Origin of the sequence: Pseudundibacterium arcticum (assembly GCF_042646465.1) — a bacterium.
Classification (GTDB): domain Bacteria; phylum Pseudomonadota; class Gammaproteobacteria; order Burkholderiales; family Burkholderiaceae_D; genus Undibacterium_A; species Undibacterium_A arcticum.
Map to the genome: position 1 here is coordinate 1 of NZ_JBHRTP010000095.1, position 16,575 is coordinate 16,575.

Consider the following 16,575-nt stretch of genomic DNA (forward strand, 5'->3'; position numbering starts at 1 on the left):
CGCTGGGGGTGGGTTCCACGCGCTTAGCCTTTAGATAACAGACAAAAAGGAGACAAAAATATAATGATTCGACTTCAAAGTGGAATACGGTATCTTCATCAGCAAGACCTGCAAAGTCATCAGGGAAGAAGAGGCGCGTGGTTACTTAACGTAACTGCCAAGAGTGTCCTCATCACGGACAACAGTCGCGGGATAGAAGCGGCGACTGCACGGTTGCTGGCGCAGCGCGAATGGAAGGTCTACATTAACCCTTTCCAGAACCCGGAAGCGGCAGAGAGCCTCGTTAAAAAAATTCGACTCACTGGTTTGCATGCTGTCCCAGCATGCAAACCATGCTCGCGCAGCAGAAAGCAATCATGAAACCTACCGAAAAGCTAAATCTCGAAGCCGTCATCGACGCAAATCCGGTGAGTCGATTTCAGGTCACGATCATCGTGCTGTGCACACTGGTGGCCATGTTCGATGGCTTCGACACGCAGTCGATTGCGTTCGTCGCCCCGGAAATCGCAGCCAGTTGGCACATCCCACCGCACGCATTTGGAATGGTATTTGGCGCAGGCCTTTTTGGAGGCTTGGTGGGCGCAATCTTGTTCGGCATGGCCGGCGATAGGTTTGGAAGAAGGCCAACTCTATTGCTGGCCATCGTCTTGTTGGCGGTGGGTTCGCTGATCACGCCGTTGGCCGATTCGATATTCCAGCTGAGCGCAATTCGCTTTGCAACCGGCCTGGGTCTGGGGGGCGGGGTGCCACTTTTCGTTGCTTTGACCGCCGAGTACGCGCCAAAGCGGCTACGCACCACTCTGGTGGCGGTGATGTTCTGTGGATTCCCGATGGGCGCAGTGCTCGGCGGCATCGCATCCGCAAAGCTGATCCCTGCATTTGGGTGGCCCAGCGTCTTTATCGCTGGCGGCGTCCTTCCGCTTTTGCTGCTGCCGTTTTTCGTGGCCTTCGCACCGGAATCGGTGCGCTTCTTCGCATTGAGAAAGAACCGCGCAGCCATCGAACGCATTCTTCGCCGCATGAATTGCGCTGATGCGTGGAACGGCAGTCTTTCGACGACCGCGCCAGAGGCGAGCGCATCGGTGGTCCGACTGTTCAACGATGGTAAGGCCGTCGGCACGTTCCTGTTGTGGGCGACGTATTTTATGGGCCTTCTGATGACCTACTTTCTGGCCAGCTGGATTCCGGTCTTCGCGCGTCAGAGCGGTCTTTCGATACAGACTGCAGTCACCGCTGCGGTCACGTTGAATCTTGGCTCCGTGTTCGGATGTCTGATCGTCGGCCGGCTTGCCGATCGCTTTGGACCCGCGAAGCCAATCGCCTCCGCCTTCGCGCTCGGCGCCGTTGCCATTGCCTCGATCGGCCAGGTGGGCACGTCCGGTCCGGCGCTGTGCGCGTTGACCTTCGTCGCCGGCGCACTGAGCCTTGGTTCGCAGATGTGCACCACGGGGCTTTGCGCCAGCTTCTACCACACATCGGTGCGTGCGACTGGCTTGGGCTGGAGCCTCGGCGTGGGCCGCGTCGGCGCCATTGTGGGTCCTGTTCTTGGGGGCACGCTGCTCGCCGCCGGCACCGAGATTTCCACATTGTTCGTCTTTGTCGGATTGAGTTCGATAGCCGCCGCGGCGTGTGTCTTTGCGATCGGGCGCTACGCGCTGCCGCGCGTACAGCACGCGCTTACGCGCGTACAGACCCAGCACGCACTCGATACGGCCGCCGTAATCGCTGAACATCACAAGTAGTGGACTGTAACTGTTAAAAAAGAAGTATACCCATGTCCATGGAGGACGTGATGAAACTTACTGACAGCGAGCGCATGGAACTTAAACAGCAGGTCAACGCGAGGAAAGGACGTGCCGACATTCGGGCCAAGCTAGATTGTAGCGACAGCTTCATTGATCTCTGGAACAAGCACTTTGCAAGCAACCGGATGGCCGGACTGTTCTCCCGCTACGCGGGACGCGAACACTGAAAATTCGCTGCCTAGAATAGCCGCTTCAGCTTCACGAAAGGATTACATATTCATATACGAAATATAAGATAAAAATATCACGCCATAGAGCTTACGAAATAGAGCCAGTAACCTGGCATTAAAATTAGCGCGGCATCAAGCCACGCACCATAAAAAAACAGAGGAGATCACAATGTCGAAGGCAATCGCACGCATATTAAAATCGAGAGGTATAGCCGCTCGATTCATTTTTAAATTATTTACCGGAGCGTTGCTCGCTAGTTTTGCAGTTGGGGTATCTGCGCAAACAAATGTAGAGATGTTCGGGGTACTAAGTGTTGGCGTAGCGGATATCAATAATAGTGCGGTAAAAGGTGTGGGCGGTTCTGTAGCAAGAGTCCAGTCTTCACTCGACTATCCTAGCTTTATCGGTTTTCGCGGTGCGGAAGACCTCGGCGACGGCGATAAGGCAATTTTTTCGCTCGCTGAGCACGTGGCAGTCGACACCGGTGTAGGCGGCCAAGGAACCTCGATGTTCAGCAAAAACGCCTGGGTCGGCTTAAGCAGCGGAACGCTGGGTACAATAATGATTGGCCGTAACGACGAATTTGCACCTGATCAATGTTCGGTAACAGCGCTATGTGGAAATGGCCTGATTTTCACTCTACATCCGGGTAATCTGGATCGCATCGGTGGCAGCCAATTGGCGAGCATGGTTAAATATTCCTCGCCGAATTTCGGTAACTTCCTTTTCCGTTCCTTCTATTCGTTCGGCAACGCAAATGCGACCACTAACCAAGGTAGAGCAATCGGACTAGAGAGCGTATATCGTACGCCTGAACTGGTAATAGTCGGCTCTTATGAGAGCCTTCGGGGTGTGACACTTTCGCCACTAAGTGCCAACTTGGGCATTGGGACAACTCGGCTTTTCAATACACCGGTCACTACCGCAACCGCCTTCGCAGTGGACAAGCAGGATATCTATGTCCTTGGCGGGCGTTACACTGTTGGAAACATGTCTTATACTGCTACATTTTCGGATGTGGTTCTGCAGTTCAGAGGCGTAAATAGTGCACTTAAAACACTTGAACTCGGTGGCACTTATAAACTGAGCGACCCCATATCCATAACCGCCGGTGCATATCAGTCTCGCCAGGAAAGTTCGCGATGGAATACCTTAGGCCTGACATTTACTTATTCCCTATCAAAACGCACAAATATATACATCGTCGATGGGTATCAGCGGGTTAGTGGTCCTAATCAACTGGCGCAGATGTTTCAGGCAGGCACATCGAGCAATTCGGCCCAAAACGTTATTGCAACCGGCATACGCCACGCCTTTTAATTTTCGCCGGTCCGAGCGGGCAAGCAGGGATGGGCCTGAGCCCACGCCCAGTTCACTACTTGATCCCGCTCGCTCCGTTGATGTCGTCATGCGAATACTGAAAATAGTTGCTGCTGCGCTTACGCTTCGATAATACGGAAGCCGTTTTCCGCTCCACTCAACCTCACAAACGCTTGCGCTACCCTGCGAGGAATCCGGATGGCCATGTCGCTACGGCTAATGAGACGCGGATCTGGTGACGCCATTGATCGACAACCTGTTCCTGGTTTACCGTAGCGAGCGCTATCGCGTCAGTCTGCTTCTCCAACAACAATTCTGGCTTGCCAAAGCGGCCAGATGAGTACATTGATTACGGTCGCGACCGACAATTTCCGAATCGAGCTTGATGATACGGGCGTTGCCCATGTAATTTTCCAGTCCGCTAGCGGCATGCCGGTGACCGACGCCGCCGGCCATGGCGCACTGGCATCGATCTGGCGCACGCTGAATGTCCATCCAAAAGTGCGCGCCATCCTGGTACGTAGTGAAGGCAAGGCATTTTGTGCAGGCGGGGACCTGGAGATGGTGCAGGACATGCTGGACAGCGAAGCGAAGCGGCGCGGCCGCGGGTGATGCATGAAGCGCGCGAGCTGGTTCAGGGCTTGCTGGATTGCGACAAGCCGATTGTCTCTGCGATTAACGGTGCTGCGGTTGGCGCTGGCCTCGCAGTGGCGCTGCTGGCCGATATTTCCATCGCTGCTCGCAAAGCCAGTTGGTCAACTGTTGTGTGGAGGCCGACCGGCTGCAGCAGGAAGCACTGGCGATTGCTGCGTGCCTCGCTGCGGGTAGCCAGGCGGCGCAGATGCATACCAAGCGGGCACTGAATCATTGGCTGCGCATGGCATGGCCGGCATTTGAAGTTTCGCTGCATGCTGAAATACAGAGATTTTCAAGTGCCGATGCGCGCGAGGGGCTGGCTTCGATCCGGGGTAAGCGGCAGGCGGTTTTTACCTGATGTGCGTACTACGCTGAAACCTGCCCGTCCTATCGACAAAAGCGGGTGACAGGCATAAGGCGGGATTGGCGGGCAAATACCTACAGCCATAGGCATAGTCGTTTTTTCGGGATTTGGAAACTTATTAACTAAGAATAAATTTGCACATTAGAGGCAAAATGTTCATCGATGGAGACAAATTTTGCATAAAAATATTCAAATTTCGGGCGATTCAAATCGCTCAATCGTCCTTACCGCGGGCACCCGCGCCATCGGCGTTTTATCGGCGCATCCCTCTGCTTTCAGCACCTAAGTTCCAGTTCGTCCCAACCGTCGCGTGCCGGTCGGTAGGCGGCATCACCAAACAAACCAAACAACACACGGAGAACAATATGCAAGAAAAGGAATCTGGCCGACGTGGCTTTTTGAAGGGTGCGCTGGTAGCCGGCGCCGGTGCCGCAGCGGGTTCGGTCGCGTTGGTTGCGCCGACCGAAAGCGTGGCGCAAACCATTGGCCCCAAACCTGCTTCGGCGCATGGGCCTTCTTCGCAAACGGTCGCGGCAGAAACCATGGGATCGGGCGGTCAGCCGATGGCTGAACTGGGTGCGCATATCGCCAACCCCGGTTCGGATTTCATGGTTGATGTGATGCGCGAAGCCGATCTCGAATACGTGGCGATCATGACCGCGTCTTCATTACGCGGCTTGCAGGAATCTATCGTCAATTACGGCGATAACAAATCACCGCAGCTGATTGTCTGCTGCCATGAAGAGGCGGCGGTGGGCATTGCGCACGGTTATGCCAAGATGGCCGGCAAGCCGATGGGCGCGATGGTGCACGCGGTGGTCGGTTTGCAGCACGCGTCGATGGCGATTTATAACGCGTGGTGCGACCGGGTGCCGGTCATGGTCATAGTCGGCAATACGGTTGACGCTAGCAAGCGCCGGCCCGGCGTCGAATGGATTCACACCGCGGTCGATATGGGCGCGATGGTGCGCGATATGGTCAAGTGGGATGATGCACCGGGCTCGCTGCAAAATTATGCCGAGTCCTTCATGCGGGCGCGGGCGCTGGCAACCACGCCGCCGATGGCGCCGGTCTTGATCGTCGCCGACGGCGAGTTGCAGGAAAATCCGATAGAAAACCGGCGGGCATTGAAGATTCCGAAGCTGGTGCAGGTGGCGCCGCCGGAAGGCGATTCCGAAACAGTCGCGCGCATCGCCCGGATTCTGGTTGATGCGACCCATCCGGTGATCGCAGTCGACCGCGCCGCGCGCAATCAGGAAGGCATGGATTTGCTGGTGAAACTGGCAGAGAGTCTGAATGCGCCGGTGATCGATCTGTACGGGCGCATGAATTTCCCGACCACGCATTATCTTCAGCAGTCGGCCCGCCGTGGGGCGTTGATCAAAAACGCCGATGTGATTCTGGCGCTAGAAGTGGGCGATCTCTGGGGACTGATCAACAGAATCGCCGATATACCGGGCCGTCCCGGATCGCGTGTCGCCAAACCCGATGCCAAGGTGCTGTCGATCAGTGCCAATTACCTGTATCAAAAATCGAATTACGGCGATGTCGAACGTTATTACGCCGCCGATATCACAGTCGGCGCCGACGCGCAGACCACGTTGCCATCACTGATCGCCGCTATCAAGAAGCTTACCGGCGGCAACAGCTCGGCGATCGTAGCTCGCAAAAAACCGATGAGCGATGCATGGCTGGAAATGCATAACGATGCACGCAAGCGGGCCACGGCAGGCTGGGACGCCAGTCCGATCAGTACCGCGCGTCTATGCATGGAAATCTGGAATCAGATCAAGAACGAGCCGAAATGGTCGCTGGTATCAGATTCGCAATTCGGAAGTAACTGGCCGCAACTGCTGTGGGAGTTCACCGAGTTCAAACAGTTTATCGGTGGCTCCGGCGGCTACGGTATCGGTTACGCTTTGCCGGCGGCTGCCGGTGCGGCGCTTGCTTGCAAGAGCGAGGGCCGGCTGGCAGTGAATATTCAGACCGACGGCGAGTTGCTGATGGTGCCGACGGTATTGTGGACACTGGCGCATCACAAGATTCCGCTGCTGACGATCATGCACAATAACCGCGCCTGGCATCAGGAAACTATGCATTTGCAACGCATGGGAACGCGGCGCGATCGCGATGCTACCAGTTGGCGCATCGGCACCCTTGTTGAAGAGCCATACGTCGATTACGCGACGATGGCCAAGAGCATGGGGGTATGGGCTGAGGGGCCTATCACCGATCCTGCCTTGCTGGGCCCAGCAATTGCGCGCGCGCTGGCAGTGGTCAAAAGCGGCCTGCCGGCTCTGGTCGATGTCGTTACTCAGCCTCGTTAGGATTTCTCATGAATCTATTTAAAAACCCCCGCAAGCTGTTCCTGACCCTGGGCTTGTTGACGGCGATGTCGCCGGTGTTGGCGCAATCGGAGGCGTCGAAGCAATCCGATCCGGTGCAGCACGGTCAGGTGCTGTTCGATAAATACGGCTGTTATCAGTGCCACGGTATGGTGGGACAGGGCGGTGTCGGCCCCGCCATCGGAGTGAATCTGTGGCCGTATGTGGCGGTGTCGATTTATGTACGTAATCCGACCGGCGATATGCCTCCGTTTTCAGAGAAGATCCTGAGCGACGCCGACTTGCGCGATATTTACGCTTTTCTCAGCGCACAGCCCGCGCCGAAATCGCCAGATAGTATCCCGTTGTTGCCCAAGCCGGTGTTGAAAAACAGCAAATAAACCTTAATCGGGATAGGGGGACACCTCACGATGCCCCTCCTCCCACACCACCGTGCATACGGATCACGTACACGGCGGTTCAATGAATATTCCTATCGTCCCGCTAAGGTCGGTAGTCCTAAATTGCGAAAGTACCGCACTGGCAGCGCCAGTGCAAGCGCTGGGGTCATCGAGAGCCGCCATGGGCCGTGCGCTGACTTGCTGGTGTTCCATGCTTCTCGCACAGAGACACCGCGTTTGCGCAGTTCCCGATAGCCTGCTCGTCCCCATTGCTTCCAGATATAACAGCGTAATTTGCGTCGTATCCATTTGTCGATCTCGCGCAGAGGACTCAGCACTTCGGCGATGCCGAAATACGCTTTCCAGCCAAGCAGGGTTATTCTCAGCTCTGCGACGATATGTTCTAAACGGTGGCCTCTGGTACGACGGGTCAGTTCTCGAACACGATGCTTGAGTTTGTCGATGGCTTTGTCTGCCACTTTTAATCTCGCCTCTTTTCGACTGACCGTAAAGCCCAGAAACTTGCGTTTGTGTGGGTGATCTACCGCGCTTTTCAGTGGATTGACTGTGAGTCGCAGTCGGTCGCTGATCCAGCGTGTCACGCTTGCCATTACCCGTTCTCCTGCTCGCTGGCTTTTGACCATGATGTTGCAGTCGTCGGCATAGCGGGCGAAGCGGTGGCCGCGCTTTTCCAGTTCCCAATCGAGTTCGTCCAGCACGACATTGGCCAATATCGGCGACAGCGGACCTCCTTGTGGGACGCCCATCGTCGTGACCTCGGTTTTGCCGTTCAACTGCACACCGGCTTTGAGGTAGCGATTGATAAGACGGAGTAAATCCGGATCATTGACATGGCGTTTTAGCCTTGCCATCAAGCGATCATGATTGACTCGATCGAAGAATGCTTCAATGTCGGTGTCCACCACCCAGCCATAACCTTGACGAATGTTCGCTTGCAGCTCGCGCACGGCTTGATGGGCCGAGCGCTGCGGCCGAAAGCCGTAGCTGTGTGGATGGAAGTGCGGTTCCCATTGCGCTTGCATGACTTGCGCGATGGCTTGCTGGATGAATCGGTCCAACACCGTGGGGATGCCTAGCGGGCGCATCTTGCCGTCTGGTTTGGGTATGTCTACCCGCCGCACCGGTTGCGGGCGATAGGTGCCTGCAACGAGTTTGGCGCGCAGGGCCAGCCAGTGGTGTTTCAGGTATTCCGGAAGGGCATCAACTGTCATTCCGTCGACGCCCGGCGCGCCTTTGTTCTGGCGTACTTGTTTTAATGCGCGTTGCAGGTTGGCGCGTTCTAACACGCGTGCCAGCAACGATTCAGGTGGAATTGGCTCGGGTGTGCTGCGCTCTCCAGTGACGGATTCATCCTGTGGCGTTGCCACAGCCCGCTTGCGCAGGTTATCAGATGCAGTTCCGTCTCTCTTCACGCCGTCCCTTTGCCATTCATTGTTCGGGCCTTCGGCACGTGCCTTGTGCCTACTATGCCTTCTGCTGACTTCTCTTGGGCGGTCAATGTCGGTTGCCCGACATTCAGCGCTGGCCTTGCGGCCGGCGCACCCGAAAGATCTCCCGAGGTAAGACACGTCACTTTCACTGCGCGAGCGCCGAATTTACAAAGTGCATCCAATTTCGCAGATGGAGGGCTTCGCGGTTACGTGCCCGCTCGCCCCAGATGCACCACGCCTACTATCCGGTTTTTGTTCATCGCCCCGCAGCTTTGGGTTCGGCTTCCTTCAGACCCTACCTCGCGGTAACGCCCTTGCCGTTTCCCTAGCCTTCGGCTCTGCTTATACCTGGCTGCCGGACTTGCACCGACATAGTTACGTGCCATGCTCGGCACACACGTCGGAAATACTACCGGCTGCCCAATGGGCAGGCCGTAGTGGCTCCTCTCGCGCGACAAAACGAGGAAAAAGCATGAAATCTCTACCAAAAAATGGACGCTTTGATGCTGCAGTCGAAGAAGCAGCCGGAAGCGATATCCGAAAACGCCATAAGGGTGCGCTAGCGCTGGCGCTGGGGCTGGCGTTAGGCGCGCAGCCGACCGCTCATTTGCATGCCGAGGCTGGCCCGGCCATCGCGCTGGCCAAGCAAGGCTATTTTTTTGTAGGCGGCCACTATTTCGAGACCAAGGACGGCCGCTTCATGTCGGATCAGATGTATGTCAAATATCAGATTCCGCTTCATCATACGCATTCCTATCCGCTGGTCCTGTTCTCCGGAGGTGGTCAGTCCGGGCTGAATTATGAAGGCACGCCGGACGGGCGTGAGGGCTGGGCCGACTATTTCCTGCGGCAGGGTTATGCGGTGTATGTGCTGGACCAGCCGGCGCGCGCCCGTTCACCTTATCATCCCGACGCGGTCGGTCCGACATTGCGCACTCCAACTCTGTGGGTAGAACGCCAATTCACCGCACCGGAACGTTTCAATCGCTGGCCGCAGGCAAAACTGCATACACAATGGCCAGGTGCTGGTGTGGAAGGCGATCCGATCTTCGATCAATTGATGGGACAGCAATTTCCAACGCTGGCCAGTTTTCCTAAGCAGCAGGAGCTTAATCGCGATGCCGGCAGCGCGCTGCTGGACCGGATCGGTCCAGCGATTTTGTTGACGCATTCGCAATCGAGCGCCTTTGGCTGGCTGATCGCCGACGCACGGCCGCAACTGGTCAAGGGCATCGTTGCGATTGAGCCTAATGGCCCGCCGGCGCATGAACTGGTTAATCAAGGCGCCCCCGACTGGTTCGAGGATGGCCCGTTGACCAGGCCTTATGGGCTTACCACGCCGCAGCTCGCTTACGATCCGCCGCTGGCACCGGGCGAGCAATTGACCTTTGTCCGAAAGGACCATGCGGGCACCCCCGATCTGGCGTTGTGCTGGGAGCAGGCCGAACCGGCCCGTAAATTGGTGAATCTCGAAAAGATTCCGGTGTTGTTAGTGCAGAGCGAGGCCTCTTATCACGCGCCCTACGACTATTGCACTGTCCGTTATTTACGCCAGGCTGGTGTCGAGAACACCACTTATATTAAACTGGCGGATCTTGGTATTCACGGCAACGGCCACATGATGATGCTGGAGAAAAATAATCTGGAGATCGCCGCCGTGCTGGCCAACTGGCTGCGGCAGACCTTTCCCACCAATTGAGCGGTGGCCGGCAACCCACCATTAGCAACTAGCGACCAATGACTAATGGGGTGAACGGCCGCCGTGCGGCTTCATCCCCTTCAGGGTAGCCCAGGAAATCAGCAAGGCAATCAGCGCGCGGCCGGCGATGCCGTCCACCATCGGCCGCGCGCTGCCATCGACAAACAAGCCGACCAGCGCGATGACCACCGCACCCATCAGAAATTGCAGCGTGCCCATCATTGTCAAGGTGGTAAAGGGGACCGTAAGCGTGACTGAGGAACGAGCCGCGTACAAATCCACATAGCCTCGTCGAGCTTCGCCTCTCGCATGCAATTTCTCTTCTACTATGGGCCTAGGCGCTGTTGTGAAAGGTATCAATGTATCCATTTCATGGTTCCGGCGATATAAATGAACTGCGTGAGAACCAACCAAGGCCAGCCGAGGTTCCCCCGGGCTGCGAGCCTCGGGCCGGCCTATACTCGCAGCCGATCCAGCCGGTCCAGCCGCATTGTCCTGCCACCTCGTCGATGACATCAAAGAGGTACGCATAGTTGACTTCGCCTTTGTCCGGCTCATGGCGTTGTGGCACCCCGGCTATCTGGATGTGACCTACCCGGCCCGTAGGAAGGTACTGGCGGATTTTCTGGGCGAGGTCACCTTCAACGATTTGGCAGTGGTACAGGTCCATCTGCACTTCGACATTCGTCGCGCCTATCTCGGCGATCAGCTCATGCGCATCTGCTTGATGGCTCAGGAAGTAGCCTGGCATGTCACGCGTATTGATGGGCTCGATCAACAGTTTGACGCCTTGCTTCGCGGCCTCAGTCGCGGCCCAGCGTAGGTTAGAGACGTAGGTGGGCCGGACAGTGTCGCGCCCATGCCCACCCGGCACGAGGCCCGCCATCACATGGATGCGTGGGCAAGCTAAGGCCTGCGCATAGGCCAGCGATTTGGTGATTCCTTCTCGGAATTTTACTTCCGCTCCAGGCAGACAAGCGAGGCCCCTATCGCCTTGCTCCCAATCACCTGGTGGGGCATTGAACAGTACTTGCTGCAGGCCGTTTGCCTTAAGTCGGGCCGCGAGTTCATGCGCCCTGTACGCATAAGGAAAGAGAAACTCTACGGCCTTGAAACCATCGCGCGCGGCGGCCTCGAAGCGATCGAGAAAATCCAAATCCGGATAGAGCATGGATAGGTTGGCGGCAAACTTTGGCATAAGATGGATATTTCTAAAAAATGGGCTGAAGGTACATAGACCGATTGAAAGAAGACTAGGTACAGTCAAGCGCTTGAGCTTTCAGGATTGCATAGTTCAGCGGGTTTGCCGTCGATTTGTATATAGCGCGCCACACTCTCCTAAGGGCGCAATCAATGCAGCCATATGCTAGACCTCGCCAACCATATCGCCTGGCCCAAATCCACTGGATCATAGCAGGGCCTCTTAGTCGAAAGGATCGGCCACGCCGACAACCGTTACTTCAACGACGTTATGATGGCTGGATAGGCTCTCTTCGATTGCGCCCGGCCTGGATAGATCCGATCTTCTCGTGCATTAGCTTTACGCCGAAGCCGTATATGGGCACTCCTGAGCGGCCGAATCTGCTGGCTTTTTTCTCAATCCCGTTGACGATCGTGAAGATAGGCCAGCCGCTTTCGGCCTGCCAGTAGTTGCCGATGATGGGAACACCCAAGCCGTCGCTGACCCAGCGCGCGGTAGGTTCATCCAGAGGCTCGCCGGCTAAAAACAGTGTCTTCAGGCGGGAAAAGCCGTACATTTTCAACAACGCAGGATCTTGCCTTAAATACTACGGAAATGCTTAGTAGCCATGTTAATTAGGACTTACGCAAAAAAGTTGTTAACTACGGAAATTATGTAAAACAAAAGCGAATTGAAAGCCGATAAATTGTCGGGCATGACATCGCCCATTCACGGGCAAACGCGGACGGCCCATTCACAACCCCAGTGTGTGGCCCGATCGCGGGCACGACAGTGACAAGCATTGGCAGGCCTTGCAAAGTCGAGACATTCGACACCGGATCACCAGGCGTCGAACTGTTTATGGCAGCCATCTGGGCACGACCCGATGGATGGTGGAACGCACCATCTTCTGACTGCACCAGTTCCGCCGATTGCGAATCCGCGATGAGCGATTGCCCCCGATTCATGAAGCGTTTCTCCGATTCGGGTGCGCCATCATCTGTTGGCGAATTCTGAAAAATTCATTTTGCAAGGGCACTCTTAAAATGTTCGAAATAATGAAGGTCATGTAAACCAGAACGGTGGTGTAGTGCATACAAAGAGATTTGACTATGCCATGGCCAATCGAGCATCTTCCGTTACATTCATCACTTCGAAGCCCCTCGCAGGAGAACCCAGATAAAATCCTTGACCAACGTTACAACCTAACTTTCGAATGAAATCCAGCTGCGCTTTTGTTTCAATGCCTTCGGCTACAGTGTTCAGGTTCAGTTTTTCGGCCAGATGCACGATGGACTCAAGAATGCCGGTGAGCTTCTTGTTCTCAGAAATACCCGCTACAAACATGCGATCAATCTTTAATTCGGTAAATGGCATCTTGCTCAACAGTTTCAGTGACGAATATCCGGTTCCAAAATCATCAATGGAAATCTTGAATCCTTGCGAACGAAGGGTAGTAAGGGACTTGATCACCGAAGAAAAGTTTTCGGGAGTGGCGCTTTCCGTGACTTCAATCGTGATCTGATCGAAAGGAAATCCATATTCATTTAAGAGTGAACAGATGCGGCGCGGTGCCTGCGGATCTTGTAACGTCAGCGAAGAGAAGTTGATTGCAATACCAATGTCCTTTCCGGTCATCGCGTTGTTAGCGGCGCTGACTAACGATTGCCGAAACAGGTTGTCTGTGAATTCGTCAATTAATCCTGCGCTTTCTATCAGCTTGATAAACTGGCTCGGCGGCAGAATCCCCAATTCAGGGTGGTCCCAGCGCGCCAGCATTTCCACGCACGACGAAATTCCGGTAGCAAGGTCTATTTTTGGCTGGAAGAAGGGGACAAATTCATTGCGGCGCATTGCCGTCCTAACATCGTCTTTAGTCCATTGGTGCTTCTGGTGAGATTCCATATTGCATAGTTTCCTTCAGACGTGTCATGGCAAGGCCCACTACGTGCTTTGATCGTCAAAACAGTTCGTTTTTGCAACTGTTTCTCTATGTGCCTCGCGCGAGTTGTTGGAGCGCCATCCCAGTTCCGATTTGACCTGCGCCATAGTTGGCAGCGGCCTGGGATGACGTTGGCGATCCATTAGCCATTGCCTGATGTGCTCTTTGGTTGGCCGCGTGGTGTGATTCATTGATAAATAGGACTTACGCAAAACGCATGGTGACGGTTGGGTTGTTGAGCTGCTGACATAGATCACCATCCAGAAGTCGGTGTTTAATGCGATAGACGGTCTGTTGGGTTTTTCGGGCAAGGTCGGTGAGCCGGATCCACACCAGCATGGCGCAGGCAATATGGTTGCGCTGGATTCGTTCTTTTAGACATTGGTTCTGCTCGATGCCGGTGATCTGTTTGATTTCCCGGTGAAACTGCGCGATTATCCAGCGCATGCCACACACCTCTTGTGTGGCATGCAAAGAATCCTGAGTGAGGTCGTTGGTCACGACCCAGTCCGTGCGGTGTGTGGACACCGCGACTCGGAACAGCTTCACCTTGGTTGTTTTCGGAAAGCCCTTGATCTTGAGGATTTTGCCATGCGCCAAATCATGATCGTTCCACGCCAGTGAATCCACCCGCTGATAAGGGGCTTGACCGCCGGAATCATCGACCTGACGGTTGTCCTTGAGCGGACAGCAGTAGGTCTTCTGCAGCGAATCGATGAACAGCATCAAATCTATGGTGGCGTACCAGGTATCCATCAGGACCGCATGAAATGGAAGGAGCTTGTGATCGACAATCTGGTTGAGCATGTCTTGAACGTGATCGAGCTTTGTTTTGCCATCGCGTTCAGGATCGTAAATGCGGTAATCAATCACCCAATATTGCCCCGTCTCAGGATTGACGTACACGCAGTTGACCAGGCCAATGCCTTTGATGAGTCCGTGCGCATTGCCGCTATATTGCAACCGTACCATTTCAATTTTGTGAGAAAAGTTCTTGTCCAAAACGGTGTCATCAAAGACGACGTAACCATGGGAGGAAGGAGCAATCTGCGTGCGCACATTCTCCCAAACCAGGCGTGAGGTCAGCCGGTCATCTCGTAGATAACGATTGATTGCGTCGTGGCTCATCTCATTTCGGGTATGGTCCGCATAGTTCGTGATCGTGTAGTTGATTTGGCTCACCAATAGGTACTGGCAGTAATCAAGGCGGGTCGGGCGTTTCGATGTCATGCCCGACAATTTACCGGCTTTCAATTCACTTTTGGTTTACATAATTTTCGTAGTTAACAACTTTTTGCGTAAGTCCTATTAATGCTGAATTTTCTGAATTGGTTACGTTGACCCGCCAGCCACATTGACCCCCTTGACTGCGTGCGTGTCAATGGCCTGCTGAACGAAACCGCTCTCCTTGAGCCGCTGCACGAACGCAAAAAGATAGGCAGCCCCAGCTTCATTGTTACGGGCTGTCCCCACGGCCTGTTGAATGCGAGTGAAGCCCCCCGGCAGAATGGTACTCTCAGGTAACTTGCCCTGGTCTATGATCAGTAGCGGCTTCAGGCCAGCCATGGCGTCAAGCCCTTCATCGACGAAGAAGCGAAAACATTCCTCGGGCGAGTTGGCACCCACCAACTCGGCGTTCCTGAGATTGCGCTGCAGATAGAGATAGTAAGCGCTGTTCTTCACGATCGCGATGCGCACTCCTGCACTGTCTACATCTTCGATATGTCGTAAGGCCGATCCAGAAGGCACCAGGTAGCTCGCAACGATCTCCAGGTACGCCGGAGAAAAGGCAATTGTTTTCGCCCGCGTAGGGTCGTCGGCAAGAAATGCGACATCCCACGCACCCTGGTCTGCGGCATCGGCTAGCGGGCCAGGCTTGGCATAGGGGACGAACTGAAGATTCACGTCCAATTCGCTGGCGAGCGCGCGAGCCAGGTCGGGCGCGATGCCTTCGTACACACCAGGTGCTGTGTTGGGTTTGACCAACAGGATATTGAGCATGCTCAGGCCAACCTTCAGTACCCCACTCGGGGCAAGTTGGGACCGGGCTTGTTCGGGAGATACGAATAGGGTCATAGCATCACTCAGGATAGTTTTTGAAAGGGAAACGCAATGGGCACGCACCTACCAGTAGAGGCGTGCCGGTAATTCTCAGCGAGATCCCGAAGGGACGTCACTAGTTACCGCGTACTACGCGGTTGCGCAAAACCCCGATTTTCTCGAACTCAATTTCAACCACATCACCATCCTTGATCCAGCGGTCTAGCTCTAAGCAGCAGCCGCCCGCCATCGTCCCTGAGCCAAAGAATTCGCCCGCGTGCAAGGTCTCGCTTTCAGACACATAGGCGAGCATCTTCTCAAAGCTGTGCACCATCGATGCGGTGCTGGTGCGATTCCAGACCTCGCCATTTACGCGGATCTCGACAGCCAACTTTCTCGGGTCGGGAATTTCGTCGGCGGTCACAATCCACGGGCCCATTGTGTTGCCTGTGTCAAAGCTCTTGCCTTTGGTAGGCCCCATGTGTCCCTGCATTTCCCGCATCTGCTTATCTCGAGCTGAGAAGTCATTGAATACTGTATAGCCGAAGATGTAACTATGCGCATCTTCTTCCGGGATGTCTTTGCCGGTCTTGCTGATGAAGATACCGTACTCCGCTTCGAAGTCGAACCATTCGCAGTAACGCGGCCATGAGACCTCCGCGTCCATCCCCACGACGTTAAATCGGTTGCTGATGTAGAAAATCGGCTGCGTATAGTTGACTTCGGGAATGTCGACCTTGAGCTCGCTACGCAATGGGGGCACTTTCCCTGCCATTCGCGCTGCGAGAATGGTAATGCCACCGAAGGCGCCACGCCAATGATCCTCCGCATTGTTGAAATCGCGAATCTGGCGCGGCCTCGGGACAGGCGCCAGAAGCTTCACGGAAGCAAGAGGAAACCGATGTGGCCCAGGATCGCTGCATTCTTTGTCGATTTTTCGAGCCAGCGCAAGCGCGGCAACACCGCCATCGATCAAGGCCAGCATCGAGTTCAACCAGGGACTGGCGGACTGCCCATTCTCCTGCTCGTGTGCGGATTGCAGATCCAGAATTGTCTGATCCTCTACGTTTACGCTGCCGATACGCTGCTGTCCATCGGCATTCAGAAAGGTTGCCAGTTTCATTAATTTTTTCCTTTTCTATTCGGGCTTGATGCCAGCAGAGTTGACGATACGTCGATTCATATCTTGTCTCCTTTTTGTCTGTTATCTAAAGGCTAAGCGCGTGGAACCCACCCCCAGCG

At 55.0% G+C, this 16,575-nt stretch carries 17 protein-coding genes; 9 read left to right on the plus strand and 8 right to left on the minus strand.

What is annotated here, in order from left to right; all coding sequences use genetic code 11:
- Window positions 1–323 precede the first annotated feature (323 nt).
- The 8 genes from ACFOFO_RS24070 to ACFOFO_RS24105 all read left to right on the plus strand — a co-directional run bounded on the left by ACFOFO_RS24070 (window position 324) and on the right by ACFOFO_RS24105 (window position 7,021).
- The gene (locus tag ACFOFO_RS24070) at window positions 324–1,742 is read left to right on the plus strand and encodes an MFS transporter (protein ID WP_390333208.1); all 1,419 of its coding nucleotides are present in this window, start codon (window positions 324–326) and stop codon (window positions 1,740–1,742) included.
- A 50-nt stretch (window positions 1,743–1,792) separates the two neighbouring features.
- Window positions 1,793–1,972: a hypothetical protein gene (locus tag ACFOFO_RS24075; protein ID WP_390329026.1), complete on the plus strand. Its 180-nt coding sequence runs from the start codon at window positions 1,793–1,795 to the stop codon at window positions 1,970–1,972.
- Window positions 1,973–2,144: 172 nt separating this feature from the next.
- Complete coding sequence (locus ACFOFO_RS24080; protein WP_390333209.1) at window positions 2,145–3,296, plus strand: porin; 1,152 nt, start codon at window positions 2,145–2,147, stop codon at window positions 3,294–3,296.
- 336 nt (window positions 3,297–3,632) lie between these two features.
- Window positions 3,633–3,908: a Clp protease/crotonase-like domain-containing protein gene (locus tag ACFOFO_RS24085; RefSeq protein WP_390329023.1), complete on the plus strand. Its 276-nt coding sequence runs from the start codon at window positions 3,633–3,635 to the stop codon at window positions 3,906–3,908.
- Window positions 3,908–4,159: an enoyl-CoA hydratase-related protein gene (locus ACFOFO_RS24090; RefSeq protein WP_390329022.1), complete on the plus strand. Its 252-nt coding sequence runs from the start codon at window positions 3,908–3,910 to the stop codon at window positions 4,157–4,159. The genes ACFOFO_RS24085 and ACFOFO_RS24090 overlap by 1 nt, the downstream gene beginning before the upstream one ends.
- Window positions 4,063–4,290, plus strand: coding sequence for a Clp protease/crotonase-like domain-containing protein (locus tag ACFOFO_RS24095; RefSeq protein WP_390333217.1), 228 nt, complete (start codon window positions 4,063–4,065; stop codon window positions 4,288–4,290). The genes ACFOFO_RS24090 and ACFOFO_RS24095 overlap by 97 nt, the downstream gene beginning before the upstream one ends.
- Window positions 4,291–4,661: 371 nt before the next feature.
- Window positions 4,662–6,623 carry a thiamine pyrophosphate-binding protein gene (locus tag ACFOFO_RS24100; RefSeq protein ID WP_390333211.1) on the plus strand — a complete coding sequence of 654 codons (1,962 nt, stop codon included), beginning with the start codon at window positions 4,662–4,664 and terminating at the stop codon, window positions 6,621–6,623.
- A gap of 8 nt (window positions 6,624–6,631) precedes the next feature.
- The gene (locus ACFOFO_RS24105) at window positions 6,632–7,021 is read left to right on the plus strand and encodes a c-type cytochrome (RefSeq protein WP_390329019.1); all 390 of its coding nucleotides are present in this window, start codon (window positions 6,632–6,634) and stop codon (window positions 7,019–7,021) included.
- Window positions 7,022–7,113: 92 nt separating this feature from the next.
- Here ACFOFO_RS24105 and ltrA read toward each other — a convergent pair whose 3' ends face one another.
- Window positions 7,114–8,454 carry a group II intron reverse transcriptase/maturase gene (ltrA, locus tag ACFOFO_RS24110; protein WP_390329016.1) on the minus strand — a complete coding sequence of 447 codons (1,341 nt, stop codon included), beginning with the start codon at window positions 8,452–8,454 and terminating at the stop codon, window positions 7,114–7,116.
- Between the two features lie 490 nt (window positions 8,455–8,944).
- On the opposite strand from ltrA, the gene ACFOFO_RS24115 reads away from it, so the two are divergent.
- Window positions 8,945–10,171, plus strand: coding sequence for an alpha/beta hydrolase (locus ACFOFO_RS24115; RefSeq protein ID WP_390333212.1), 1,227 nt, complete (start codon window positions 8,945–8,947; stop codon window positions 10,169–10,171).
- A 42-nt stretch (window positions 10,172–10,213) separates the two neighbouring features.
- Here ACFOFO_RS24115 and ACFOFO_RS24120 read toward each other — a convergent pair whose 3' ends face one another.
- The 7 genes from ACFOFO_RS24120 to ACFOFO_RS24150 all read right to left on the minus strand — a co-directional run bounded on the left by ACFOFO_RS24120 (window position 10,214) and on the right by ACFOFO_RS24150 (window position 16,456).
- Window positions 10,214–10,453, minus strand: a complete 240-nt coding sequence (locus tag ACFOFO_RS24120) for a hypothetical protein (RefSeq protein ID WP_390333213.1) — start codon at window positions 10,451–10,453, stop codon at window positions 10,214–10,216.
- Between the two features lie 88 nt (window positions 10,454–10,541).
- Complete coding sequence (gene otnI, locus ACFOFO_RS24125) at window positions 10,542–11,369, minus strand: 2-oxo-tetronate isomerase (RefSeq protein WP_390329009.1); 828 nt, start codon at window positions 11,367–11,369, stop codon at window positions 10,542–10,544.
- 271 nt (window positions 11,370–11,640) lie between these two features.
- The gene (locus ACFOFO_RS24130) at window positions 11,641–11,937 is read right to left on the minus strand and encodes a hypothetical protein (protein WP_390329007.1); all 297 of its coding nucleotides are present in this window, start codon (window positions 11,935–11,937) and stop codon (window positions 11,641–11,643) included.
- A 524-nt stretch (window positions 11,938–12,461) separates the two neighbouring features.
- Window positions 12,462–13,256, minus strand: coding sequence for an EAL domain-containing protein (locus ACFOFO_RS24135; protein WP_390333214.1), 795 nt, complete (start codon window positions 13,254–13,256; stop codon window positions 12,462–12,464).
- A gap of 241 nt (window positions 13,257–13,497) precedes the next feature.
- Window positions 13,498–14,523, minus strand: a complete 1,026-nt coding sequence (locus ACFOFO_RS24140) for an IS701 family transposase (RefSeq protein WP_390333215.1) — start codon at window positions 14,521–14,523, stop codon at window positions 13,498–13,500.
- Window positions 14,524–14,625: 102 nt separating this feature from the next.
- Window positions 14,626–15,294 carry a transporter substrate-binding domain-containing protein gene (locus ACFOFO_RS24145; protein WP_390329003.1) on the minus strand — a complete coding sequence of 223 codons (669 nt, stop codon included), beginning with the start codon at window positions 15,292–15,294 and terminating at the stop codon, window positions 14,626–14,628.
- A gap of 175 nt (window positions 15,295–15,469) precedes the next feature.
- A complete protein-coding gene (locus ACFOFO_RS24150) occupies window positions 15,470–16,456 on the minus strand; it encodes a fumarylacetoacetate hydrolase family protein (RefSeq protein ID WP_390329002.1) in 987 nt (328 codons plus the stop codon).
- Between the last annotated feature and the right edge of the window lie 119 nt (window positions 16,457–16,575).